General features: G+C 61.3%; 24 protein-coding genes. 9 read left to right on the top strand and 15 right to left on the bottom strand.

Going from position 1 to position 23,522, the window contains the following annotated elements; genetic code table 11:
* Positions 1-83: 83 nt before the first annotated feature.
* From Q8O69_RS14255 to Q8O69_RS14205, 11 genes are all read right to left on the bottom strand, one after another.
* Positions 84-1,628 (bottom strand): YdgA family protein, encoded by a 1,545-nt coding sequence (locus Q8O69_RS14255; protein WP_305592963.1) that lies wholly within the window; start codon positions 1,626-1,628, stop codon positions 84-86.
* A 241-nt stretch (positions 1,629-1,869) separates the two neighbouring features.
* Complete coding sequence (locus Q8O69_RS14250) at positions 1,870-2,949, bottom strand: AI-2E family transporter (RefSeq protein ID WP_305592962.1); 1,080 nt, start codon at positions 2,947-2,949, stop codon at positions 1,870-1,872.
* Between the two features lie 91 nt (positions 2,950-3,040).
* Entirely contained in the window at positions 3,041-3,853 is an 813-nt protein-coding gene (locus Q8O69_RS14245; protein WP_305592961.1) for a DUF4892 domain-containing protein, read from the bottom strand.
* Positions 3,850-4,512, bottom strand: coding sequence for a glutathione S-transferase family protein (locus tag Q8O69_RS14240; protein WP_305592960.1), 663 nt, complete (start codon positions 4,510-4,512; stop codon positions 3,850-3,852). Before Q8O69_RS14240 ends, Q8O69_RS14245 begins: the two co-directional genes overlap by 4 nt.
* A gap of 51 nt (positions 4,513-4,563) precedes the next feature.
* Positions 4,564-5,427 (bottom strand): alpha/beta fold hydrolase, encoded by an 864-nt coding sequence (locus Q8O69_RS14235; protein WP_305592959.1) that lies wholly within the window; start codon positions 5,425-5,427, stop codon positions 4,564-4,566.
* Entirely contained in the window at positions 5,424-6,233 is an 810-nt protein-coding gene (locus Q8O69_RS14230; RefSeq protein WP_305592958.1) for an alpha/beta fold hydrolase, read from the bottom strand. The genes Q8O69_RS14235 and Q8O69_RS14230 overlap by 4 nt, the downstream gene beginning before the upstream one ends.
* A 148-nt stretch (positions 6,234-6,381) precedes the next feature.
* On the bottom strand, positions 6,382-6,828 hold the full coding sequence (locus Q8O69_RS14225; protein WP_305592957.1) for a hotdog fold thioesterase: 447 nt from the start codon (positions 6,826-6,828) through the stop codon (positions 6,382-6,384).
* A gap of 67 nt (positions 6,829-6,895) precedes the next feature.
* Positions 6,896-8,563 (bottom strand): AMP-binding protein, encoded by a 1,668-nt coding sequence (locus Q8O69_RS14220; RefSeq protein WP_305592956.1) that lies wholly within the window; start codon positions 8,561-8,563, stop codon positions 6,896-6,898.
* Positions 8,564-8,677: 114 nt separating this feature from the next.
* Positions 8,678-9,142 (bottom strand): phosphohistidine phosphatase SixA, encoded by a 465-nt coding sequence (gene sixA / locus Q8O69_RS14215; protein WP_305592955.1) that lies wholly within the window; start codon positions 9,140-9,142, stop codon positions 8,678-8,680.
* 25 nt (positions 9,143-9,167) lie between these two features.
* Positions 9,168-9,515 carry a DUF4389 domain-containing protein gene (locus Q8O69_RS14210; protein ID WP_275962814.1) on the bottom strand — a complete coding sequence of 116 codons (348 nt, stop codon included), beginning with the start codon at positions 9,513-9,515 and terminating at the stop codon, positions 9,168-9,170.
* A gap of 34 nt (positions 9,516-9,549) precedes the next feature.
* Positions 9,550-10,572: an NAD(P)H-dependent glycerol-3-phosphate dehydrogenase gene (locus tag Q8O69_RS14205; RefSeq protein WP_305592954.1), complete on the bottom strand. Its 1,023-nt coding sequence runs from the start codon at positions 10,570-10,572 to the stop codon at positions 9,550-9,552.
* Positions 10,573-10,821: 249 nt separating this feature from the next.
* On the opposite strand from Q8O69_RS14205, the gene Q8O69_RS14200 reads away from it, so the two are divergent.
* The 3 genes from Q8O69_RS14200 to fabB all read left to right on the top strand — a co-directional run bounded on the left by Q8O69_RS14200 (position 10,822) and on the right by fabB (position 14,669).
* Entirely contained in the window at positions 10,822-12,744 is a 1,923-nt protein-coding gene (locus Q8O69_RS14200; protein WP_305592953.1) for an ATP-binding protein, read from the top strand.
* Between the two features lie 176 nt (positions 12,745-12,920).
* Positions 12,921-13,436 (top strand): 3-hydroxyacyl-[acyl-carrier-protein] dehydratase FabA, encoded by a 516-nt coding sequence (fabA, locus tag Q8O69_RS14195; RefSeq protein ID WP_304867185.1) that lies wholly within the window; start codon positions 12,921-12,923, stop codon positions 13,434-13,436.
* Positions 13,437-13,448: 12 nt separating this feature from the next.
* Positions 13,449-14,669, top strand: a complete 1,221-nt coding sequence (fabB, locus tag Q8O69_RS14190) for a beta-ketoacyl-ACP synthase I (RefSeq protein WP_305592952.1) — start codon at positions 13,449-13,451, stop codon at positions 14,667-14,669.
* Positions 14,670-14,742: 73 nt separating this feature from the next.
* Here fabB and Q8O69_RS14185 read toward each other — a convergent pair whose 3' ends face one another.
* From Q8O69_RS14185 to Q8O69_RS14175, 3 genes are all read right to left on the bottom strand, one after another.
* The gene (locus Q8O69_RS14185) at positions 14,743-16,368 is read right to left on the bottom strand and encodes a methyl-accepting chemotaxis protein (RefSeq protein ID WP_305592951.1); all 1,626 of its coding nucleotides are present in this window, start codon (positions 16,366-16,368) and stop codon (positions 14,743-14,745) included.
* A gap of 188 nt (positions 16,369-16,556) precedes the next feature.
* Positions 16,557-17,021 (bottom strand): DUF3859 domain-containing protein, encoded by a 465-nt coding sequence (locus Q8O69_RS14180; protein WP_305592950.1) that lies wholly within the window; start codon positions 17,019-17,021, stop codon positions 16,557-16,559.
* Between the two features lie 62 nt (positions 17,022-17,083).
* Positions 17,084-18,106: an amidohydrolase family protein gene (locus tag Q8O69_RS14175; RefSeq protein ID WP_305592949.1), complete on the bottom strand. Its 1,023-nt coding sequence runs from the start codon at positions 18,104-18,106 to the stop codon at positions 17,084-17,086.
* Positions 18,107-18,183: 77 nt separating this feature from the next.
* On the opposite strand from Q8O69_RS14175, the gene Q8O69_RS14170 reads away from it, so the two are divergent.
* The 6 genes from Q8O69_RS14170 to Q8O69_RS14145 all read left to right on the top strand — a co-directional run bounded on the left by Q8O69_RS14170 (position 18,184) and on the right by Q8O69_RS14145 (position 22,630).
* Positions 18,184-19,083 carry an ABC transporter substrate-binding protein gene (locus tag Q8O69_RS14170; protein WP_275962807.1) on the top strand — a complete coding sequence of 300 codons (900 nt, stop codon included), beginning with the start codon at positions 18,184-18,186 and terminating at the stop codon, positions 19,081-19,083.
* Positions 19,080-19,478, top strand: a complete 399-nt coding sequence (locus Q8O69_RS14165; RefSeq protein WP_305592948.1) for an OsmC family protein — start codon at positions 19,080-19,082, stop codon at positions 19,476-19,478. Before Q8O69_RS14170 ends, Q8O69_RS14165 begins: the two co-directional genes overlap by 4 nt.
* On the top strand, positions 19,478-20,338 hold the full coding sequence (locus Q8O69_RS14160; RefSeq protein WP_305592947.1) for a pirin family protein: 861 nt from the start codon (positions 19,478-19,480) through the stop codon (positions 20,336-20,338). The genes Q8O69_RS14165 and Q8O69_RS14160 overlap by 1 nt, the downstream gene beginning before the upstream one ends.
* 90 nt (positions 20,339-20,428) lie before the next feature.
* Positions 20,429-20,977 (top strand): sigma-70 family RNA polymerase sigma factor, encoded by a 549-nt coding sequence (locus Q8O69_RS14155; RefSeq protein ID WP_275962804.1) that lies wholly within the window; start codon positions 20,429-20,431, stop codon positions 20,975-20,977.
* Complete coding sequence (locus Q8O69_RS14150) at positions 20,974-21,687, top strand: anti-sigma factor domain-containing protein (protein ID WP_305592946.1); 714 nt, start codon at positions 20,974-20,976, stop codon at positions 21,685-21,687. The genes Q8O69_RS14155 and Q8O69_RS14150 overlap by 4 nt, the downstream gene beginning before the upstream one ends.
* A gap of 154 nt (positions 21,688-21,841) precedes the next feature.
* The gene (locus tag Q8O69_RS14145; protein ID WP_305592945.1) at positions 21,842-22,630 is read left to right on the top strand and encodes a DUF4394 domain-containing protein; all 789 of its coding nucleotides are present in this window, start codon (positions 21,842-21,844) and stop codon (positions 22,628-22,630) included.
* Positions 22,631-22,670: 40 nt separating this feature from the next.
* On the opposite strand, the gene Q8O69_RS14140 is transcribed toward Q8O69_RS14145, so the two are convergent.
* Positions 22,671-23,456, bottom strand: coding sequence for a dienelactone hydrolase family protein (locus Q8O69_RS14140; RefSeq protein WP_305592944.1), 786 nt, complete (start codon positions 23,454-23,456; stop codon positions 22,671-22,673).
* Between the last annotated feature and the right edge of the window lie 66 nt (positions 23,457-23,522).

The following is a 23,522-nucleotide window of genomic DNA, read 5'->3' as shown; positions in this document are numbered from 1 at the left end:
AAATACGGCCAGGCGCCCTGCTTTACAGGTCGTCGGGCCGTATTTACCGCGCAGGCTACGCCGGTGGCGTAGCGCTGAAGGCTTTACTGAATGGTGCTTTCAACCTCGCTTTCGTCCAGCAGCGCTTCATCGGCCGGGGCTTCATGGCCCATGCCAGCCAGACCGCCGCCGCTGCTCATGGCCAGCGCCACGAACTGGTCCACAGTCATCTGCTTGCCGTTGAAGGTCACTTGATCGTTGGCGTAATGCAGGCTGGAGCTGATGTCCTCGCCCTGCAGCACGGCCAGCTCGCTGGCCACCGCCATACCGCTGGCCATTTCACCCACCATCGCAGCCTGCTGAGCAATCGCTTCCTTGTCGGTTTCCCCGGCCAGGGTGGCCTGCACGCCAATCACATCAGTAATCATCGCCTTGGACACCAGCAGTTTGGCATCCAACTGAGCGATCAACTGCTTGGCCAGTTCAGGCGCCGGCAGGTCGAAGGACGCCGGCTTGTTCAGGTCCAAGCCAAAGCTGAAGCTGCTCTCGCCGTTGGCGGTCTTGAACGCCAGTTTTTCCAGGGCCATGCCCGGTTTGCCGGCCAGCAGTTTTTCCAGATCGGTCTTGAACAGCGCAGTCTGCTCGTCAGTCAGTTCCGGCATACCGCTTTCACTGTCGACCTTGCCGCTCTGCAGCAGCGTGCCGTACAGCTCGATCATCGACTGCAGAGCCGCCGCGTCGAGGTTCTTCACGGTCCAGAGCATCTGCGAGGAACCTATGTCGTTGCCCTGGTAGCTGATCATGCCGACGTCATAGCTGTAACGCGCCGACAGCTGCTGGTTGGCTTCGCTGGTTTCATCGCGCTGGACGAAATCCTTGAACAGGATTGGCGCGCTCTCGCCAATCTGCAGCTCGATCTGCTGCAGACGCACCTCGTTCTGCCCCAAGTAGAAATCGCTGATGCCCTTGCGGGTGTTGCTGGTGAGGTCCATGCCCTTGAACTCAAGGCGCATGCTTTCATCGGTAGACAGGGTTGAGGTGAGTTTGAAGCTGTCCATCACGCCGCTGGCGCTGATTTTCTCGACATTGGCGCTGCTGTCGAAGTCGATCTCCAGGCCGCTGAAATCGATGTTGGTCTGCTCATCCAGCGCCACTTGCAGCGGTTGCACACGCAGGTTGCCGCTCAGCGAACGGTCATAACCGAGGCTGACCTGGCCCTGCAGCGGCGCACCGCCCTGGCTGCCGGCGAACCACTTCTCCAGCTCCGGGCTGCGCTCCAGCGCATAGTTGCTGGTGGCCATAACGGGCAGCAGCTTGAGGGTTTGCAGCCGCGAAAGCGGGAAAGGCCCGTGTTCGATGCGGTCAGTGACAAACCACTCGAAGTTGCTCGGCGATTCGCCATCCAGGCTGCCAGCAAACTGAATGCGGTAGCGCGCGTTACTGCTGAACAGCTGGCGTTCCAGGGAAACCAGTTCGATGGTGGCGCTGAGGCCCAGGGCCGGCAGGGTTTTGCCCATATCCTGGTTGGCTTGCTGAATCGAGGTTTCCAGCACCGCTGGAAGCTGCTGACCGGTATACCAGGCGCCTGCGGTGCTCAATGCGCCGAGAACGACAACTGCGCCAAGGGCGCTGCCTGCAATTTTCTTCATGGTTAATCCTGCGTGTCCGTTACGTGTGTGGGGTCTTCCCTGCTGCCGCCTGCAAATGCTGGGCATGCTTGCGGCCTAAGGCGCGGCGTTGGGCTTGCGACCAACGCCTGGCTGCGGCAGCCGATAGGTGCCGCGAAGCGCAGCAAGGCTACCACTGCGGCCACAGGCGACCAAGACGCCGCCGGGGAAATTTGCCGAGAATGCCAATCGGCTCGAACAGCAGCACGGTGGCATCAAGAACTCAGCGCTGCGGCTTATCTACCGGCTCAGTGCTGCTCACCACAATGCTTGGGGCCGCACTGCCGACCCAGTCACTGAGCAGGCTGTAGGCCACGGCCAGCAAGGTTGGGCCGAGGAACAAGCCCATAAAGCCGAACGCCAGGATGCCGCCGAACACCCCGAGCAGCACCACGATTAATGGCAGATTACCGCCACGGCTGATCAGGTACGGCTTGAGGATGTTGTCGACGCCGCTGATCACCAGGAAGCCCCAAATCAGCAGAAACACGCCCATGCCGACTTCGCCCTGCCAGAACAGCCAGGCCACAGCTGGGCCCCAGATCAGCGGCGGAACCATGATCAGGCTAAAGCCGAAGGTCAGCATCCCCAGTACCAGCGCACCCGGCACACCGGCGATGGTGAAACCGATCCAGGCCAGGATCGCCTGCGCTGCGGCAGTACCGATCACCCCGTTGACCACCCGCTGCACAGTGCCGGCAACCAGTTCCAGATAATGCTCGGCGCGATCACCGATCAAACGCTGCAACAGGCTTTCGGCAAACGCTGCCAGACGCGGCCCATCGCGGTAGAAAAAGAACACCAGAATCAGGCTCAATGCCAGTTCCAGCATGCCGCCACCGATCTGCGCACTGCGCGCCAACAGCCAGTTGCCGACCTGCCCCAGGTACGGCCGCACGGTGGCGAAAAACGCTGCACCCTGCTGGTCGATGGTCATCCAGAAGCCCACCAGGCGCTCGCCCACCAGCGGTACGCCGGCCAGCCAGGTGGGTGCCGGCGGCAGCCCGTCGACCTGGAAATCCTTGAGCAGCGCGGTGACATCCTTGATGTGATCCGCCAGGTTGAAGCCGAGCATCACCAACGGCACCGCCACTACAACGGTCCAAGTCAGGGTCAGCAGACCTGCGGCCAACGCCTGACGGCCGCCGAGCAGGCGCGTCAGCACGCGCATCACCGGCCAGCTGGCAAACGACAACACCGCAGCCCAGAACAGCGCCGACCAGAACGGTGCCAGCACCCACAGGCTGGCACCCAGCAAGACCAGCAGCAGTATCTGCACCAGCAAACGATCGTTATTGGCCATTCAACCAGCTCCCTGCACAACGCAAAAAGGCTCTGCCACGAGGGACAGAGCCGGATCAATTAATAACGACAAGAGTACCGACAGTGGCGTCTTAGCGCAGCACGTTGAGTTGTACGCCGCTCACATCTGCGTCACCCAGCTCCAGACGGCTTGCGCGTACGCGTTGCTCTACCAGCGCATCGCGCCAGGCTTCGGCTTGTGCGCCACTGATGGTGACACGCAAGGTGCTGTCGAGCTTGAGGCTACGCGCCAGCAGCTCAACCCAAGCAGCGCTGGGTTCGACCTGCTTGGCCAGGCGCAGTTCACCGGTGCTTTTCAACTGGCGCTGCAGGGTGGCGGGGGTCGGCAACAGTTCACCCAAGGCTGCATTGGCCGTCAGCAACTCGGCATGCAGGTAAGCGCGCCTGTTACCACGGGTGATGCTGTACAGCGCCAGCAGGCTGTCCTGGCGCGGCTCGGCCAGGCGCAGCAGCGCGTAAGTCTGCTGGTCATCCGAGCCGGTCAGGGTGGCGTTGTCGAACACCGCGTTGGCCCACAGGCTGCTTGAGCCGCACTCGCGGCCCACACACCAGTAGAGCAATTCGGCATCCTCGGCTTGCAGGGTTTCACGGGCGCTGGCGAATACCTCATTGGCCGAATGAGTACGCGGCAACTCGTAGGTCACCGCAGTGACACGGCCCTGAGCTGCTACTTCGCGCTCATAACGCAGGGTGCCGCTGATGCGCCGAATCGTCCCTTGCGGGTAGATGCGCTCCTGCTCGGCAACATCCTTGAAGCTGACAATCTTGCTCCCGGCAAAGCGCGGCAGCACGTCGAGGTCCTGGCTGCCGACCACGTCGGCCCAGACAACGGAGCTGGCCAGCAGCAGGCTCAGAGCGAGGCAGTAACGATTAAGGCGGCTCATTTGATCAACATTCCTTGGGCAGCTTTAACAATTTTCTCGCTGTCTTCCTCGCGCAGCGGCACCAGCAAACCGCGCTGCACCGCAGGGCGTTCAGCCAGCTCAGCCATCCAGCGCTGCAGATGCTCAAGGCCATCAACCGAGACGCCGGCCCAGTCATGGATGCGCACCCACGGGTAGGTGGCGATATCGGCGATGCTGTAGTCATCAGCCAGGTACTGCGACTCGCCGAGGCGCGTGTCGAGCACTTCATAAAGACGACGGGTTTCGTGCTGGTAACGGTCGATGGGGCCCTGCAGTTTTTCCGGAAAGTAGCGGAAGAACACATTGGCCTGGCCCTGCATAGGGCCGACCCCGCCCATCTGGAACATCAGCCACTGGATTACCCGCGAGCGACCCTTGGCGTCGCTGGGCAGCAGCTGACCGGTTTTCTCGGCGAGATACAGCAGAATGGCGCCGGACTCGAACACCGCGAAATCATCATTGTCGCGGTCGACAATCGCCGGAATGCGGCCATTGGGATTGATCTTGAGAAAGGCCGCAGCCTTCTGCTCCTGCTTGTCGAAACTCAAAGCCTGCACGCAGTACGGCAGTTGCAACTCTTCCAGTGCGATGGACGCTTTATGGCCGTTAGGGGTAGCGGCGGTATACAGGTCGATCATGCGAATCTCCGTGGGTATCGCCCACACCTTTCCCCAGTTGCCTTTAGCAAGTCAAGGCGCGCCCAGGAAAGCTTTGAAACAGTCTGCTACCAAGCCCGCACCCGCATCGTCATCCAGGTGCAGATGGTGGCCGCCAGGCAGTTGCGCCACCTCGATGGCCAGGCCTTCGACCAGCTGAGTGATACTCGGCTGCGCGAGCAGCATGCCCTGCTGCGCCATTACCAGTTTGGCCGGGCATTGCAGGTTGCGCACAAACGCCAGCGCATGGGCGTGAGTCAAGCGCAGCGGCGACGGCAGGGTCAGGCGGCTGTCGGTACGCCAGGTGTAGCCACCGGGTACTGGCATTAGGCCGCGTTGGGCGAGCAATTCTGCGGCCTCACGACTGACTGCGCCGACACCACGCATACGCGCCTCCACGGCGCGAGCAAACTCGGCATACACCGGCTTGCTCTTGCCGGCCAGCGCCAGCTGCGCCTTGAGCGCTTCGCCGAGTTTCTGCGGCGCCGTGTCCGGCTCACCGGTATAGGGAATCAGTCCGTCGATCAGTGCTAGGCGCTCGATACGCTCCGGCATGGCCGCCGCCAACAGCACCGAAACAATCGCGCCCATGGAATGCCCGAGCAGGGAAAAACGCTGCCAGCCGAACTGCTCGGCGACCTGCAGCACATCGTGGGCATAGTCCCAGATGGCGTAACTGGCGCCTGGCGGGCGGTGATCGGAATGGCCGTGGCCGGCAAAATCCAGAGCGACGATGCGCAGCCCCGGCAGCAGTGGCGCCAGGCGGGAAAAGCTGGCGGCATTGTCCAGCCAGCCATGCAGGGCAATCACCGGCACGCCATCTTCCGGGCCATACAGGTGAGCGGCCAGCTCGATATGCGGCAGACGCAGACGGACTTCTTCGAAATTCAGGCTCATGCGCTTTGCTCGCTTGCAGGTTGTCCGGCCCAGCGCTGAAACAGCTTTTTCAGCAGCTCAGCGGTGTCCTGCGGGCGTTCCAGGGGAAACATATGGCCGCCGGGTAACGTCAGGTATTCGCCTTTTGGCACGCGCCGCACCAGATGGGCGTGGTGCGGCAGTACCACCCGGCTATGGCGGCCGCGAACCATGGCCAGCGGCACTTTCAGCTGTTGCGGCCGCCCCGGGCTGGTGTGCGGCACGCTGCGGTAGATGCTGATTTCCGTGGCTGGATCAAAACGCAGGCGCAGGTTATTGCCCGCCGCTTGCAGACCGTGTTGCACGTAGGCATCCAGGCATTCGGGATCGAAGCGGCGGAACAGGCCTTTACCGGCGAAATAGCCGCGCGCCTCGGCCAGGTCGACAAACTCCTCACGCCGACCCAGGGTGCGCCCGGCCGGGGTGATGCGGTCGATAAAGCCAAAGCGTTTGGCGGCGCGAATCACCATCTTGTCGGCCAGGGTCAGCACTGGCGAATCGAGCATCACCACGCCCATATACAGCTCAGGGCGCAATAAGGCGGCGTGGTAATGCAGCACACCACCCAGGGAATGACCGACACCCCATACCGGTTGCTGGTTGGCTTCGAGGTGATGGATCAGCTCATCGACGAGGTTGCTCCAGTTGTCATTCACCGGAAAACGCGGGTCATGGCCGTGCTGCTCCAGGTGCTGCACCGAATAGTCAGGCGCCAGCGCGGCAAACAGCTTGCCGTAGGTGGCCGAGGGAAAGCCGTTGGCATGGGCGAAGAACACGGACTGGGTCATGGCGGCGGGCTTATCTGGAAAGTTGCCGATGATTGTCCGGCAGCACCAGCGATGCAGCAATGACAAAACGGCCAGTGAATGACGGCACTATAGCCAAAGCTGATGGGAGGCCCGCCAGCCAGAGTGGTGGCGGGCCATTAGAGCGAAGTTAACGCTGAGCCGGGCCATTTTCACCCAACGGCACAATGGCCATGGTCAGCCGGGAAATACAGCTGGCCCTGCCATCCTCGCCACTCAGGCGGATATCCCAGACGTGGGTGGTGCGCCCCAGATGCACGGCGCGCGCGACAGCCGTCACCCGGCCGCTGCGCAAACCGCGCAGGTGGTTGGCGTTCACTTCCAGGCCGACGCAGTAGAACTTGCTGCTGTCGATGCACAGATGGCTGGCAGTGGAGCCGAGGGTTTCCGCCAGTACCACCGAGGCGCCGCCATGCAGCAGGCCGTAGGGTTGATGAGTGCGCGCATCGACCACCATGCTGGCGGTCAGCGACTCGTCGTCGAAGGCGTCAAAGCGGATATCCAGTTGCTCGCCGATGGTGTTTTTCAGAAACGCGTTGAGCTGTTCGAGATTCGGGGTTTGCTGCCAGAGGGCCATAGTCAGTCCTTTAGGGTCGATTCAGCCAGAACGTGGCCGGCACACTGCATGCCGGCCACACGCCTGATCACTCGTGCCAAAGCACCGCTTCGCTGCGAGCGGTCCACTCGTCGAAGCGTTCGCCATAGGCGCCCTCAACCACCGCGCGCTTGATCTTCAGCGTAGGTGTGAGGAAGCCGTTATCCACCGCCCACACGTCTTTGACCAGCACCAGGCGTTGCAGACGCTCATGCTTGTCGAGACGTTGATTGACCTCCTCCAGCAGCTTTTTCAGGCTGCTTTCCAGCTCGCTCCGCGCGCCGTTGAGGGCTTCGCTGCGACCAACATCAGACAGCACACACAGGGCCATGGGCTGGGCCATACCATCGCCGACCACACACACCTGCTCAATGCGCGAGTGCTCACCCAGGCGGTTTTCAATCGGTGCCGGGGCGACGTATTTGCCTTTGCTGGTTTTGAAAATCTCCTTGATCCGCCCGGTCAGACGCAGATTGCCCTCGGCATCCTGTTCACCCTTGTCGCCAGTGCGCAGGAAGCCATCGGGGGTGATGGTTTCTGCAGTCTTTTCCGGGTCTTTGTAATAGCCCTGCATGGTCGCGCCGCTGCGCACTTGCACCTCGCCATCCTCAGCGATGCGCACCTCAACGCCCGGGCTGTTCTGCCCAATCCAGCCCTGCTTGAACTTGCCCGGCCGGCACACATGCGAATAGCCGCAGTTCTCGGTCATGCCGTAGACCTCCAGCACATCCAGGCCCAGGCGCTTGTACCAGTTGAGCAGCGCTTCAGGCACCGGCGCCGCACCGGACAGCGCGTAACGCACGGCATCCAGGCCCAGGCCAACCAGCACCTTTTTGCCAACGATGCGACCGATGATTGGCAGCTTGAGCAGGAAGTCCAGCTTCTCGGCCGGCATCTTGCTGTAAACGCCCATCTGGAACTTGGTCCAGATCCGCGGCACGCCAAACATCACCGTTGGCCGCGCGCGCTTGAGGTCTTCAAGGAAGGTGTCCAGGCTTTCGGCAAAGAAGATCGTCTGCCCGGCGTAGATCGACGCCAGCTCGACAAACATACGCTCGGCCACGTGGCACAACGGCAGGTAGGACAGCACCCGATCCTGCTCACAGACGCCAAACAGTTCGATGGCGTGGCTGGCGGCAAAGCCGAAGTTATTGAAGTGATGCATCACGCCTTTCGGCGTGCCGGTGGTGCCGGAGGTGTAGATGATGGTGGCGAGCTGATCGGCCGCCGCCTTGGGGTTGTCCTGAATCGGCGTGCAGGCCTGCAAATCATCCCAGGTAAAGCTGAACTCGCCCTGCGGACGCAGTGGCAGGCCGATAGTCGGCACATCCTGCGGCACACCGGGAGCCATGGCCGGCCAATCGTCCAGTTTGCCGACAAACACCAGCGCCGCCTCGGAGTGGCGCAGCACCTGACCGACAGACTCGGCGGTGAGATTGGGATAGAGCGGCACCGAAACGTGCCCGGCCATCCAGATCGCCAGGTCGGTGACGATCCAGTGCGCGCAGTTCTTGGAAATGATCGCAATGCGGCTGCCCTGCGGCAGTTCGCGGCTACGCAGCCAGTTGGCCGCACGGCGCGCCTGCTCGCCGACGTCAGCCCAGCTCAGTTCCTGCAGCTGACCGCCCGGCAGCGGCTGCACCATGTAGCGTTTATTCGGGTGCCGAGCCTCGCGCTCATAAAACACCTCAAGCGGCAAACGGATTGCATCAGCCACAGGGCTTCCTCCTTTGTTGTTTTTGTGGAGCCAACCAAGCAATTGCTTGGTTTGACTATTCCACGCACAAAGGCGGCCCGCAAGAGGAGAAATGTTTCGGTGTGTAGTGAGGCGTCAGGAACGGGCTGGGTGCTTATGGATAGCCAACGCCATCAACCCAGCGGCCAGCTCGTCGCCTTCCAGCAACGCTAGGCTGGCGGTGTTCATGGGCAACGGCTGCTGACGATGACCATGGATCAGCAAGCCCGCCAAAGCACCAACCAACGGCTGATGGGTGACCAGCAACAGCTCGTCGAAGGCATAGCCATCCAGTTCCCGCAGCGTTTGGCGTAGATCACTTTCCGGCGTCAGCCAGGGCACGGTCTGCCGGACACCGGCAAATGCCAGCACCTCGCAGACCAGGTCCGCCGTCTGCTGCGCCCTTACATAGGGGCTGACCAACACCGCGCGCAACGCCCGGCCCTGCAGCTGCACAGCCGCCTCACGCACCTGCTGCTGGCCATAGACCGTCAAGTTGCGCGAGGCATCAGTGCGTGCAACCGGTTCGGCTTCACCGTGGCGCAGGAGCCACAGCTTCACCGCCCGGCCCCCATCAGCAGACCAGTCAAAGCTTCGGCTCTTCGTCACGCACCGGGTGGGCCGCCGGCGGAATGCTGTGCGGGGTTTCACCCTGCGGCGCTTGCGGGGTTGGCCAGTCGGCGAACGGCCAGGGCTTTTCATCGCTATTAAAGGTGCCAAAGCGGCCGATCTGCGCCAGGTACTGGCTCAGACTGTCACCAAAGCCCAGCAGGCCGGCATTCGGTGCGCCGTAAAACAAGCGGTAACCCAGTTGCAGCAACACCACGGCGCCCAGGAGGATTTCCGCCAGTTGCCAGACGATGGTAAAGATCACCATCCAGAGGATGCGCAGCAGAATCGATTCGCGCTGCAGTTGCTGATTGTCATCACTCATGTTCATCTCCTTATAGGGTCTAGAAAGGTAAAACTCAGAAACCGCTGGTGGGGATAAAGTCGACATCGGTTTTCGGCTCGCCACGCATCAGCGCGCCGATCACCTGATCCAGGGTGCGCCCTTCAAACAGAATGGCATGCAGGCCAGCCACCAGGGGCATATAGACCTGCAGTTCCTCGGCTTTGGCCTTCAGCACCTTGATCGTGTTCACCCCTTCCGCCACTTCGCCCAGACGCGCCACGGCATCCTCCAGACTCAGCCCCTCGCCGAGGGCAAAACCAACCTGGTAATTGCGGCTTTTCGCCGAGGAGCAGGTGACGATCAGATCGCCCACCCCGGCCAGACCGAGGAAGGTCATGGGGTTGGCGCCCAGCTTGACCGCAAAACGGGTCATTTCCGCCAGGGCGCGGGTAATCAGCATGCTTCTGGTGTTTTCACCCATGCCCATGGCCGCCGCCATACCAGCGATGATCGCGTAGACGTTCTTCAGCGCCCCGCCCAGTTCGACACCAAAACGGTCTCCACTGGCGTACACACGGAAGGTACGCCCGTGCAACGCGGCCTGCACTTGCTGGCAGAGGTCTTCATCCTCGCTGGCGATTACCGAAGCGGTCAGCGCATGCTCGGCCACCTCACGCGCCAGGTTCGGCCCGGAGAGCACGCCGATGCGCGCCTGTGGGGCGATGTCTTCGAGAATCTGGCTCATCAGCAGAAAACTCTGCGCCTCGATGCCCTTGGTGGTACTCACCAGCAACTTGCCGCTCAGCAACTCAGCCACCGGCTGCAGCGCCTGGCGCAATGCACTGGAGGGCAAGGCAACAAAGATCAACTGGCAGGCATTCAGGGTCGCGCTCAGGTCGGTTACCGGGTCAACGCCTGGGTGAATTTTGATGCCTTTGAGGTAACGCGGATTTTCACGGGTCAGCCGAATCGCCTGGGCCTGTTGTGGGTCGCGCATCCAGTGCAGGACGTGCTGGCCATTCTCGGCCAGCAAATTTGCAATCGCAGTGCCGAAGCTACCGCCGCCAAGCACTGCGATGGGGGGCTGATCAGTCATAACGCATCCGTGGTAAACCATTGAAAGTGGCGAATCGCTCGCATTATACGGCGGCGTCTGTATGCAGCCAGCTTTAGCTGCGCGGCTAGCACTGGCAAAGCCAAGCAGCTCAGTTAACATGCAGACTTTCAAACGCAAACAAGGTTGTGGCGTGATCGATAGCACCCAAGCCCGGCTTCACCCTGAGACCGCGAAAAACCGGCCAGTTCCCCAGCGCCCGTACATTCTGCGTAGCAGCGGAGTGGCCCGATGATCCTGCGCCGTGGCTGGAATATCCATACCCGTACGCAATTGATCAGTGTCGGCCCCGCCCTGCTGCTGACCCTGCTGCTCACCGGCTTCTTCACCTTTGCCCGCCTGCAAGACCTGCGTCAGGAGCTCAACCATTATGGCCAGCTGATCGCCAGCCAGTTGGCGCCGGCCAGCACCTACGGGGTGATTTCCGGCAACCTCGATGTGCTCGATGCCTTGCTGCAAGCCACCTTGAAGACCCCGCATGTGCGTTTTCTGGAAGTGCGCGACCACACCGGCAAGATTCTCGTTTACGTCGAACAGACGCCGGGCAGCGGCCACGCCAGCAGCCAGGTCGAGGTATTCCAGGCGCCGATCCATCTGCAACGCGCGGCGCTGCACACCCCCACCCAACAGACGCTGACCGATGACTACCTGGGTTATGTCGTCGTGGGCATGTCCAACGATGCCTTCAACACCCGCCAGCAGGAAATCCTGTTCAAAGCCACCCTGCTCGCCCTGTTTGCCCTGGCCCTGACCTTTATTCTCGCCCGCCGCCTGGCCCGTCACTTGTCACAGCCGCTGAGTGCCATGGGCGAAGCCGTCAGCGCGATCCAGGCCGGCAACTACCAGACCACCCTGCCCGAGGTCGGTGAAGGCGAATTGCAGGCGCTCGCGCGGCATATCAATAACCTCGCCCACGGCCTGGCCAGCGCCAGTGAAGAACAGCAGCGGGCCATGACCCTGCTGATTCAGGCCCGCGAGCAGTCAGAGTTGGCCAACCGCGCCAAATCCGACTTTCTGGCGATGATGAGCCACGAGCTGCGCACCCCGATGAATGGCGTGTTGGGCATGCTGCAGCTGCTGGAAACTACCGAAATGACCCAGGAGCAGGCGGAGTACGCGGCGCTGGCCACCGAATCCACCGAGCACCTGCTGAAAGTCATCAACGATATTCTCGACTTCTCACGCATCGAACGCGGCGCACTGGAGCTGGAACGCATCCCCTTCAGCCTGCTCGACCTGCTGCAAAGCTCGATTCAGGTGTTCCAGCACAGCGCTCAGCAGCGCGGCCTGCAACTGCTGTTAGACACCCAGAGCGGCCTGGAACAGCTGCAGGTACAGGGCGACCCGACGCGGATTCGACAGATTCTGGTCAACCTGATCGGCAATGCCCTGAAGTTCACCGAAACCGGCAGCATCCGCGTGCACAGCACCTGGCAGGCGCTGGACAATCAGGTGCTGTGGTTCAGCTGCGCGGTACACGACAGCGGCATCGGTATCTCACCCGAGCGGCTGGAACATATGTTCGATGCCTTCCAGCAGGCCGACACTTCTATTTCAAGACGTTACGGCGGCACCGGGCTGGGTTTGCCGATTGCCCGCACCCTTGCCGAACGCATGGGCGGCACCCTGCGCGCGGTTAGCCAGGAGGGCCAGGGCTCGGTGTTTACCCTAGAGGTGCCACTGCCGTTTTCCCAGCAGGTTGCACCCGCTGTCAGCGACACCCCGCTGCCTGCAGACCAGGGCAACGGCCAGCCAGTCCTGCTGGTGGAAGACAACCCAGTCAACCAGACCGTTATCGAAGCCATGCTGCGCAGCCTGGGCTATCAGGTCAGTCTGGTCGGCGATGGCGCCCAGGCCGTACATCAGGTCAGCCAGCAGAAATATGCAGCGATTCTGATGGATTGCCGCCTGCCGATCATGGATGGCTACGAGGCCACACGGCAGATCCGCCGCCTAGCCGGTTGTACCGAATTGCCGATCATCGCCCTAACCGCCAACGCCCTGCAGGGCGACCGCGAGGCCTGCCTGCAATCGGGTATGAATGACTACCTGGCAAAACCCTTTAAACGGGCAGATTTGCAGCGAATCCTACAGCGCTGGCTGCCCCCTCGACCTTCGACGGGTAGTCAAGAAGGCTCAACTGCTGCAGGCTAACGAGCATGGGCGCTATGACAGGCCAGCAAGAGCGGAGTACAACTGTACTCACAAGGCTGTGACTTTCACCACAACGCAACAGTCTATGACTAGGCTGTTGGCAGGCGCAGCAGACTGCGCCGCCAGCCAGGACGATTCGCCCAGCCTTGGCGCATGGGACATATTGAGGAGCTCGCATGACCAAACAAAACGCCTTCACCCGGGAAGAACTGCTCGCTTGCGGTCGCGGCGAACTATTCGGCCCAGGTAATGCGCAACTGCCCGCGCCGAACATGCTGATGATCGATCGCATCACCCACATCAGCGACACCGGCGGCAAGTACGGCAAGGGCGAAATTGTCGCCGAGCTCGATATCACTCCTGATCTGTGGTTCTTCGCCTGCCATTTCGAAGGCGACCCGGTTATGCCAGGCTGCCTGGGCCTTGATGCCATGTGGCAGCTGGTGGGTTTCCACCTCGGCTGGCAGGGCAACCCCGGCCGTGGCCGCGCCCTCGGTTCGGGCGAAGTGAAGTTCTTCGGTCAGGTCCTGCCGACCGCCAAGAAAGTCACCTACAACATTCATATCAAACGCACCATCGCCCGCTCCCTGGTCCTGGCTATTGCCGATGGCACCGTCAGCGTTGATGGCCGCGAAATCTACAGCGCCGAAGGCCTGCGGGTTGGCCTGTTCACCTCTACCGACAATTTCTAAGGGACTCATCGCATGCGTCGCGTCGTGATTACCGGCCTGGGCATCGTTTCCTGCCTGGGCAATGACAAAGCCACCGTCTCTGCCAACCTGCGTGCTGGCAAGTCAGGCATCCGTTTCAACCCTGCCTATGCCGAAATGGGCCTGCGCAGCCATGTATCCGGCTCGGTTGATCTGAACCTGGAAGAGCTGATCGACCGCAAGGTCTATCGCTTTATGGGTGATGCCGCAGCCTTCGCTTACCTCTCCATGGAGCAGGCGATCAAGGATTCGGGCCTCAGCGCGGAAGAAATCTCCAACCCACGCGTGGGATTGATTGCAGGCTCCGGCGGCGCATCGACCTTCAACCAGATGGAGGCCATGGACATCCTGCGCGAGAAAGGCGTCAAGCGCGTCGGTCCGTACCGCGTACCGCGCACCATGGGCAGCACCGTGTCTGCCTGCTTGGCCACACCGTTCAAGATCAAGGGCGTCAACTACTCGATCTCTTCGGCCTGCGCCACCAGCGCCCATTGCATCGGTAATGCCATGGAACAGATCCAGCTGGGTAAGCAGGACGTGGTATTTGCCGGCGGCGGTGAAGAAGAGCATTGGAGCCAGAGCTTCCTGTTCGACGCCATGGGCGCCCTCTCCACCCAGTACAACGAAACCCCGGAAAAAGCCTCGCGCGCCTACGACGCCAAGCGTGACGGCTTCGTCATCGCCGGCGGTGGCGGCATGGTGGTGGTCGAAGAGCTGGAGCATGCCCTTGCTCGTGGCGCGAAGATCTACGCGGAAATCGTCGGCTACGGCGCAACCTCCGACGGCTACGACATGGTTGCCCCGAGCGGTGAAGGCGCTGTGCGCTGCATGCAGCAGGCCCTGGCCACCGTCGACACCCCAATCGACTACCTGAACACCCACGGCACCTCGACTCCGGTCGGCGACGTGGCGGAAAGCCGCGCAGTACGCGAAGTGTTCGGCGCCAAGGCGCCGGCCATCAGCTCGACCAAGAGCCTGTCCGGTCACTCCCTGGGCGCCGCCGGCGTACAGGAAGCGATCTACTGCATGCTGATGATGGAAGGCAACTTTATCGCCGGTTCGGTCAACATCGACGAAGTCGACCCGGAAATCGCCGACCTGCCGATCCAGCGCAGCACCGTCGAAAACGCCAAGCTCGACACCGTGATGAGCAACAGCTTCGGCTTCGGCGGCACCAACGCCACCCTGGTACTCAAGCGCTGGGCTGGCAAGTAAGCCTCACCCTGCGTTTGCAGCATAAAAAAGGCCACCCCTCGGGATGGCCTTTTTATTGTGGCTGTCTCCTTGATTAGATAGAGAAGCGCGCCACCAGTGCATTCAGGTCCACGGCTAGCCGTGATAGTTCCTGGCTGGCCGCACTGGTCTGATTGGCCCCAGCCGAAGACTGCATCGACAGATCTCGGATATTCACCAGGTTGCGGTCGACTTCGCGGGCCACTTGGGCTTGTTCTTCCGAGGCGCTGGCGATCACCAGATTACGTTCGTTGATCTGCGAAATGGCGGCCGCAATCTCATCCAGTGCCTGGCCGGCCGCCTTGGCCACATCCAGGGTCGAACGCGCGCGGCTGTTGCTGTTCTGCATGGCGTTAACCGCCTTGTCGGTGCCCTGCTGAATACCGCTGACCATTTGCTCGATTTCACGGGTCGACTGCTGGGTGCGATGCGCCAAGGCCCGCACCTCATCGGCTACCACGGCAAAACCGCGCCCGGCTTCACCGGCTCGCGCCGCTTCAATCGCTGCGTTCAGCGCCAGCAGGTTGGTCTGCTCGGCAATCGAGCGGATCACATCCAGCACCTTGCTGATATCGCGCACCTGACCGGCCAGTTGTTCAACTTCGGAAGCGGTATGAGTCACGTCATCCGCCAGGTGGCTGATCGACTCGACAGTCTGGCGCACCTGCTCGCGGCCATGCTGGGCGGTACGGTTGGATTCACTGGAGGCCTCGGAGGTGCTGACGGCGTTACGCGCCACCTCTTCTACGGCGCTGGTCATTTCATTAACCGCTGTAGCCGCCTGCTCGATTTCATTGTTCTGCTGGTGCAAGCCGCGGGTCGAGTCTTCGGTCACCGCGCTGAGCTCTTCCGAGGCCGAGGCCAGCTGCGTGGAGGAGTCGGAAATATTCTGAATGGTGCTGCGCAGGCTCTGCTGCATGCTTTTCAGGGCGCTCAGCAAACGCGCCGGTTCATCACTGCCCTGCACCTCGATTGACTGGGTCAGGTTGCCGCTCGCCACCACTTCAGCCACCCGCACCGCTTCGGTCAGCGGCGCGACGATGCTGCGGGTCAGCAGCAGTGCCAGAATCACCGTCAGGCCGAGCGCCAGGGCGATCATCACCATCACCCACAACCGTGCGCTGGCGAATACCGCATCAGCCGCTTCAGCGGCAGCATTGGCGCCAACCCGGTTAATTTCAGAAAGCTCGACCAGCGCCTTGGCCATACTATCGGCGTGACCGTTAAGCGGACCGTTGGCGACCGCCAGGGCCGCATCCAGATCGCTTTGCCGTATTGCATCGACGATCTTGCTCTGCTCTTGCAAATAGCTGCCTTCAGCCTGCTTGAAACGCCCATAAGCGCTCTTTTCTTCTGCACTGGAAATCAGCTTTTCATAAGTGCCTTGCGCCTTGCCCAACATGCCTTTGAGTTCTTCGACGCGGGCCAGATTCTGTCGAGTCATGGTCTCATCGGTATTGAGCATCAAGCGCAGGGTCAGCGCACGCAGTCGCAGAACATCCTGGTTCATCTCACCCAGACTCAGAATGCTAGGTAACCAGTTTTGGTTTACCTGCTCCGACTGCTTGTTCATTTCTGCCATTTGCAGCAGCGAAAAGCTGCCGAGTATCAGCACCAATAGCGCCACCAGGCCAAAGCCCAGCGATGCTCTGGGCGCAATATTGAGATTTCTTAGGGTCATCACGGCCGTCCTTTAGGGTTCTGAAGCAGCTTGTTCGATAGCATATGGCCACTATCCTTATGAATGCCTTAAGACCTTCAGCCAATATCTACAGACTCCGTATCGACTCTAGCACTAGATTCTTGACCGCTTGCACATAAAAAAACCCGAGCCTGGGCTCGGGTTTAGGGTTACGACTTCAGGTAATTTCAGCGCACGGTAAACCGCTGCTCCAGCAATTTGCGGTCATCCTGAAACACCATAAAGTGCCACTCACCTGGCACCACTTCATGTTTTTCAGTGAATTCAAAGGCCATGACATCCTGCGGTGCGCCGGGGACCAGCTTTTGCGTCACCACGAACTTGTCGTGGCGCGTGCCTTGCGGAGTGACCACACCGGGGGTGAGATAAAGCAACGTCAGCGGCGAATCATCGGCCACTTTTCCGGCCAGGCTGTAGCGCAGGCCGAATTTGGTGCCGAGCTTGGCCGGAATCACCTCGCCCTGCTCAATTTGCTGGTTGCTACGGGTTAACACCCGCTCGCCTTCCTGGAAGTCCTGATAGTTGCTGGCAAAAACGCCGTACTCGACCGGGCCTTCTACCCGGACTTCGGCCTGCGCCAGGCTGCTGGTCAATACAAGTGCGGCCAGGGCACTAAAACGGGTGTATTGCATGTCGCGCTCCTTTTTTAGATGGCGCGAGCCTATGACACCCGTGTGACAAGGCTATGACAGCTCTACTCCAGCAGCTCAGCCTGCACTTGGCGCGGCAGCACCGCGAGGAAGTTATCGCGCGCCACCTGATGGGCAACCTTCTCCGGCAAGGCATCGAGAAACGGCTTAAAACCGTTCATATAACCCGCCAATCCATTAAAACGGCCAACCACATCGGAGCCGAGCATAAAGCGCGCCGGGTAGCTGCTGACCAGCTTTACCCAGGCCGCATCAGGCTGGCCGTCGGCATCCAGTAAATACGGCTGGAGCATGGTCCAGGACAGATCGATATACAGATTGGGGTACTGCTTGAGCATCCGCTCAAGGGTGGGCAGGAGGAAATCCAGCTTTTCCTGATGCCGATGAATTTCCATGCTGGTGCCGGCATGCGCCCAGATAAATCGCACATGCGGGTGATTACGCAGTGGGTCCTCGATTTCCTGCAGGTAGAGCGGATTGCGCTCACGCTTGGAGGTGATATTGGAATGCAGCATCACCGGCAGATCGTACTCGGCGGCCAGATGAAAGACTCGCGCCAGAGCTTCGTTGTTAGCCCGTGGCGCATCACCGTGAATCAGCGCGGTGAGGTCGTCATGCCGGGTGAAAATCTCACCGATGCCCTGCCACAACCCTGGGTCGAGTTCGAGCATACGGCGAATATGCGCATCGGCATTCTTGTCATTCGGGTTGAAGCCGGAGAGAAACGGATGCAGGCGCTTGCGCTGCTCGGCGGGCACCTGTTTGTAGGCATGCGCCACCAGCACATCGGTGGCGCTGTACCAATAGGCATTGGCATCGTCGCCGGCGTAGTAACGCGGGCGCTTGGGTTCGTCTTCATCCCACTTCTTCGCCACCGGAATGCCCGAGAGCATCACATGCTCGATATTGCCGGCAGCCATCTGCTCGAACAGCTCGGTCATGCCCGCGCTTTCCTGAAAGAAATCCACGTAATGCAGATGGGCATCACTAAAACGGTAATCGCGGGCCAGCGCCAACGGGCTGCAAACAGTGACTAAAACCGCAAGACTCAATGCAAGTCGCCTCAAACCTCAATCCTCCTTGAAGACGTGAGCACAATTGACTCACTACACTGAGGTCTAGTTCAGAAACCAGGATTGCTGCAATGGCTTCAGCCTCGACCCACCGGCAACGCACCTGGCCCAACTACCTGCAGGCACTGCTGATTGTTGCGCTATGCAACCTGGCAACAGCCCATGCCGCAGAACGCTTGAACTACCCGCTGCACTCGGATGGCATTGACCCCGAAGCCTATGCCCTGGCGCTGCTGACCGCGGCGCTGGAGCGCACACCCGGACGCTACCAGCTACAAGCCACACCCGTGCCCATGGCGCAAAGCCGCGCCTTGCTGGCCATCGAGCACGACAGCAAAAGCGTGCAGGTGATGTGGACCATGACCACCCGTGAGCGTGAAGCACGTTTGCTACCGATCCGCATCCCGATCTACCGCGGCCTGATCGGCTGGCGTGTGCTGCTGCAACGCAGCGCGGATGCCGAGCAACTGGCCACGGTGGAGAACCTCGATGAACTTAAACGCTTCAGCTTCGGCCAACGCCACGACTGGCCGGACACGGCGATCCTGCGGGCCAATGGTCTGAAGGTGGTGACCAGCCAGCACTATCGCGGTTTGTTCCAGATGCTCGCCGCCGGGCGTTTCGATCTGTTTCCCCGTGAAGTCGTGGTGGCCTGGCAGGAGCAGGCGCGCGCGGCGGAAAGCGGGCTGGCGCTGAGCATCGACAACCACCTGCTGCTGCATTACCCAACCGCGTTCTATTTTTTCACCTCACGCAACCGCCCGGACCTGGCTGCCGACATTGAGCGCGGCCTGGAGGCGATGATTGCCGATGGCAGTTTTCAGCGCCTGTTCGAGCAGTACCATGGCGACACGTTGCGTCAGGCCAATCTGCATAAGCGGCGCATCATCGAATTGCACAACCCCGACTTACCCCCTGCAACGCCATTTTCCCGCAAGGAATTATGGTTTCAGCCCAAGGAGCTCAAATGATCAGCATCAGCAACGACAAAGGCCTGCTGCAGCGCATCAGCATTGGCCCGCACACCCTGCACAGCGATGTGTCGGTGGAGCTGGGCGGTGCAGGTTCAGCGCCTGAACCCCATGACCTGTTCGATGCTGCGCTGGGCGCGTGCAAGGCACTGACCCTGGCGCTGTATGCCAAGCAACGCGGTTTGCCGCTGGAAGGCCTCGACGTGAAGCTCAACCGCGATGACAGCCAGGAGCGCCAGGGCATCTACCGCCTGGATGTCGAACTAACCCTGCACGGCGCGCTGGATGACGCACAACGCCAACAGCTGCTGCGCGTCGCTGATAAATGTCCGATTCACAAGCTGATGACCAGCAGCGAAGTTCAGGTCAGTACCCTGCTGAGCGAGGGCGCGTAATGAGCGAACTTCTGCTGATCCAGCCGCGCGCGGAAAACCTCGGCGGTCAACCTATCCTGCGCCCCCTGCCCTCGGCCAAGTGCTGCAGCGTTGGGCCGTTCGTGTTCTTCGACCATATTCTGGAAAACACCTACCCAGCCGGCAGCGGCATGAATATCAACCAGCACCCGCATATCGGCCTGTCCACCCTCACCTACCTGTTCAAGGGGCAACTGCAACACAGGGACAGCCTCGGCTCAAATCAGCTGGTCAGCCCCGGCGAAGTCAGCTGGATGACCGCAGATCGTGCCGTCGCGCATGTCGAGCGCACCCCGCAGGATTTGTGGGAAAACGGCTCGCACATGCACGGCCTGCAGGTCTGGCTGGCCATGCCCGCCGCGGAGGAACAAGGCGAACCCAGCTACAGCCACCACCCCGCCGACAGCCTGCCGCGCAGCACCAGCATGGGCGTGGACATCTGCCTGATCGCCGGCACCGGCTTCTGCCTGCAATCACCGGTGCCCGTGCTGTCGCCCACTGTCTATGCCGAAATCAAGTTGGCCGCAGGCAGCGCACTGCAGATACCCGCCGAGCATGCCGAACGCGCGCTGTACCTGATTGACGGCGAGGTGACACTGGACGATCAGCAACTGCCGCTGCGGGGCCTGCTGGTGCTACCCGAAGGCGAGACCTACACCCTCAGCGCCTGCGGCGAGAGCCGCCTGGTATTGATTGGCGGTGCGCCGATTGGTCCACGGCGGATCAACTGGAATTTCGTCGCCAGCGACCCGGCCCTGATTGATCAGGCGCGTGAGCGCTGGGCCGCGCAGGACTGGCCAACAGTGCCCGGCGAGACCGAGCGCATCGAGCTGCCGCGCTGACGGAGAAGATTTGTTGCACTCCCGAGACATCCAAAGCGCAGGTGCTCGGGTATAACCCTTGGCACGCTCACACACTCAGGAACCCAGTGCATGGCGCAGCCGCTGTTTGATTACGAAAGCCATCTGGAAGCCTGCGCCCGGCAGGACGACCGCGCATTCCAGGCGCTCTACCAACAGGAGGCCGCGCAAATGCTCGGGTTGGCCATCACCCTGCTCGGCCGCCGTGATCAAGCCGAAGACTGCGTGCACGATGCCTTTGTGCAGATCTGGCGCAACGCCCAGCGTTTTCAGCGCGCGCTTGGCAGTGGCCGTGCGTGGATCTACAGCATCCTGCGCTACCGCGCGCTGAATCAGCTGCGCAGTCGCGGTCGCACGGTGGAGATGGATGACGACTTTATCGAACGTGCCGCTGACGACAGCCCACAGGCCGCCGAGCTACTGGAGCAGCAAGGCGAACAGCAGCAACTGCGCCGCTGCCTGCAGGGCATCGAACGCAACCGCCGTCACCCGATTCTGCTGGCCTTCTACCGCGGCCTGACCCATGAACAGATCGCCAACCGCCTGACCACCCCGCTGGGCACCATCAAGGGCCGTATTCGCGCCGGTCTGCGCGCACTGCAGGAGTGTTTGCAAGCATGATTACGCAGCAACCTGCCGAACGCCGCGCCTTGATTGGCGAATACGTCCTGGGCCTGCTTGATGAGGCCGAAGCCGCTGAGGTGCGCGAGCTGATCGAGCACGACAGTGAAGCCGCGCAAATGGCCCTGCAGTGGCAACAGCACTTTCTTGAACTGAGCGATCAGCTGCCACCGCAGACACCCTCGGCGCAATTGTGGCAGCGCCTGCAGGACAGCCTTGGCCTGACCCCGGCCGTCAGTCGGGTGAATGCTTGGCTGGCTTGGTGGCAGAGCCTGACCACCTGGCGACTTACCAGTGCTGCGCTGGCATTCGCCCTGATCGTCGCGCTCATGCCTAACCTGTGGCGCACTGACATGGCTGGAGATAGCTACACCGTGGTGCTGCAAGCCCCAGGTGAAGCCGCCAAGCCAGGCTGGGTGGTGCATGTGGATGGCACTGGCAGCCTGCGCCTGCAACCACTGCTGGAGGATCAAATCCCGGCCGACCGCTCGGTGCAATTCTGGACGTCGATCGACCCAGCCATCGGCCCGCGCTCTTTGGGCCTGGTCGAGCCGGGTAAACCGCTGCAACTGTCTGCCGAACAGATTGGCGCGGTACAAGCCGGCCAGCTGTTCGAACTGACCCTGGAACCGGCCGGCGGCTCACCGAAGGATCGGCCAACCGGCAAGGTGCTGTATATCGGCCGCGCGGTTATGGCATCGGTTAACTGAGGTCGTTTGCAAAAAAACTGAATTTATTTTCAGTCGGCGACATCCAGACGTTCTCTCGTGGGTATAGCTAGCAGGTGTTTCATCGAGGCACCTGCAAGGCGGGCTTTACCCGGCCTTGCATCGATGCTGGATAACCACAGATGAGAGAACGCATATGAACAGCCTCAATACCCTGCTGACCGCTGCCGTTACCACTGCCACCCTCAGCCTCGCCGCCGGCACTGCCAGCGCAGCGACCCTACTGGCCCTGGGTGCCGACGGTCAGCTGTTCAAGATCGACAGCGCCAGCCAGAAAATCACCGCCAGCATGCCCGCCAGCAGCCCAAGCCCGTTGCGCGGCATCGATGTGCGCCCGGCCAACGGCATGCTCTATGCGCTGGGCAACGATCATCAGCTCTACACCCTGGACCTGGCTACAGGCGCAGCCAGCAAGGTCGTCAGCCTGAGCAAGCAGCTGCCGGGCAGCGGCCAGGCGGTCATCGACTTCAACCCGGTCGCCGACAAACTGCGCATGCTCGCCGCCGACGGCACCAGCTTCCGGGTCAATGTCGAAACAGGTGAAGTGGTTGTAGACGGTTCGGTGGCCTACGCCGCAGAAGGCCCCTACGCCGGCAAGAGCGCCCAGGTGGTAGCCGGTGCCTATAGCAATGCCTACGCTGGCGCTCAGGCCACCGCGCTGTACAACGTCGACCTGGCCAGCAGCAGCCTGATGCTGCAGAACCCGCCGAACGATGGCGTTCAGCAAGCCGTGGGCAAGATCGTTGATGGTTTGCAGAATGCGGCCCTGGATATCGCCAGCGACGGCAAGGGCGGCAACACCGCCTACCTGCTCACCGGCACCACGCTGCATACCTTGGACCTGGCCACGGGCAAACCGACCACCCTGGGTGAGATCACCGATCTGCCGGGCAATATCATCGATATCGCCGTACTGCCGGAATAAGTGCGGACGCGGGAAGGCCACCCGGCCTTCCCGCTACGCCTTAATCGGCGAAGGTTTCCGCAAACAGATCATCCATGGCCTTGAAGGCACGCGCGGCGACCACCGGGTGGTATTCATTGCGCCCCGGCACATTGGCCACCGGGCTGGTGAAGGAATGCACCGCGCCGCCGTAGATGACCAATTGCCAATCGGCTTTGGCCGCTTTCATTTCCGCAATAAAGCCATCGACCTGCTCCTGCGGCACCGCCGGATCATCCGCGCCATGCAGCACCAGAACCGGTGCTTTGATGTTCTGCGCGTCATTCGGGTTGGGCGTATCCAGGTTGCCGTGGAACGAGACAAAACCTTTCAAATCAGCGCCGGAACGCGCCAGCTCCAACACCGCACCGCCACCGAAGCAGAAACCAATCGCCCCCAGTTTGCTGACATCCAGCGCTACCTGCGCGGTTTGCGCCTTGAGCACCTCCACCGCAGCTTGCGCACGTTTGCGCATCAGCGGCCGGTCACTGCGCACCAGGGTTGCAGCGGCCTTGGCTTCATCGGCATTAGTCGGACGCACGGCTTTGCCGTACATATCGGCCATAAACACCACGTATTTATCGCCAGCGGCGCGGGAGGCCTTCTTCGCCGAATCCTCGGTAACGCCCAGCCAATTGGGCACCATCAGCAGGCCTGGGCGCGGCGTGGTCACCGCATCGTCGTAGATCAGCAGGCCTTCGAAAGCTTCACCGTCGATCTCATAGGGCACCGGTTTAACCACCACGGCGGCTTCAGCAAAACCGATCATGCCGGCACACAGCAGTGGCAACAGGGATTTCGTGGACATGGCGAGGCTCCTCTGGATGGATTAAGCGCAGCCACAACCATAGTCCGCAGCGCCGTGATGACCAAG

Source organism: Pseudomonas sp., assembly GCF_030690725.1.
Taxonomy (GTDB): domain Bacteria; phylum Pseudomonadota; class Gammaproteobacteria; order Pseudomonadales; family Pseudomonadaceae; genus Aquipseudomonas.
The sequence above is the reverse complement of the archived record's forward strand: the minus strand, read 5'-3'. Positions and strand labels throughout refer to the sequence as shown.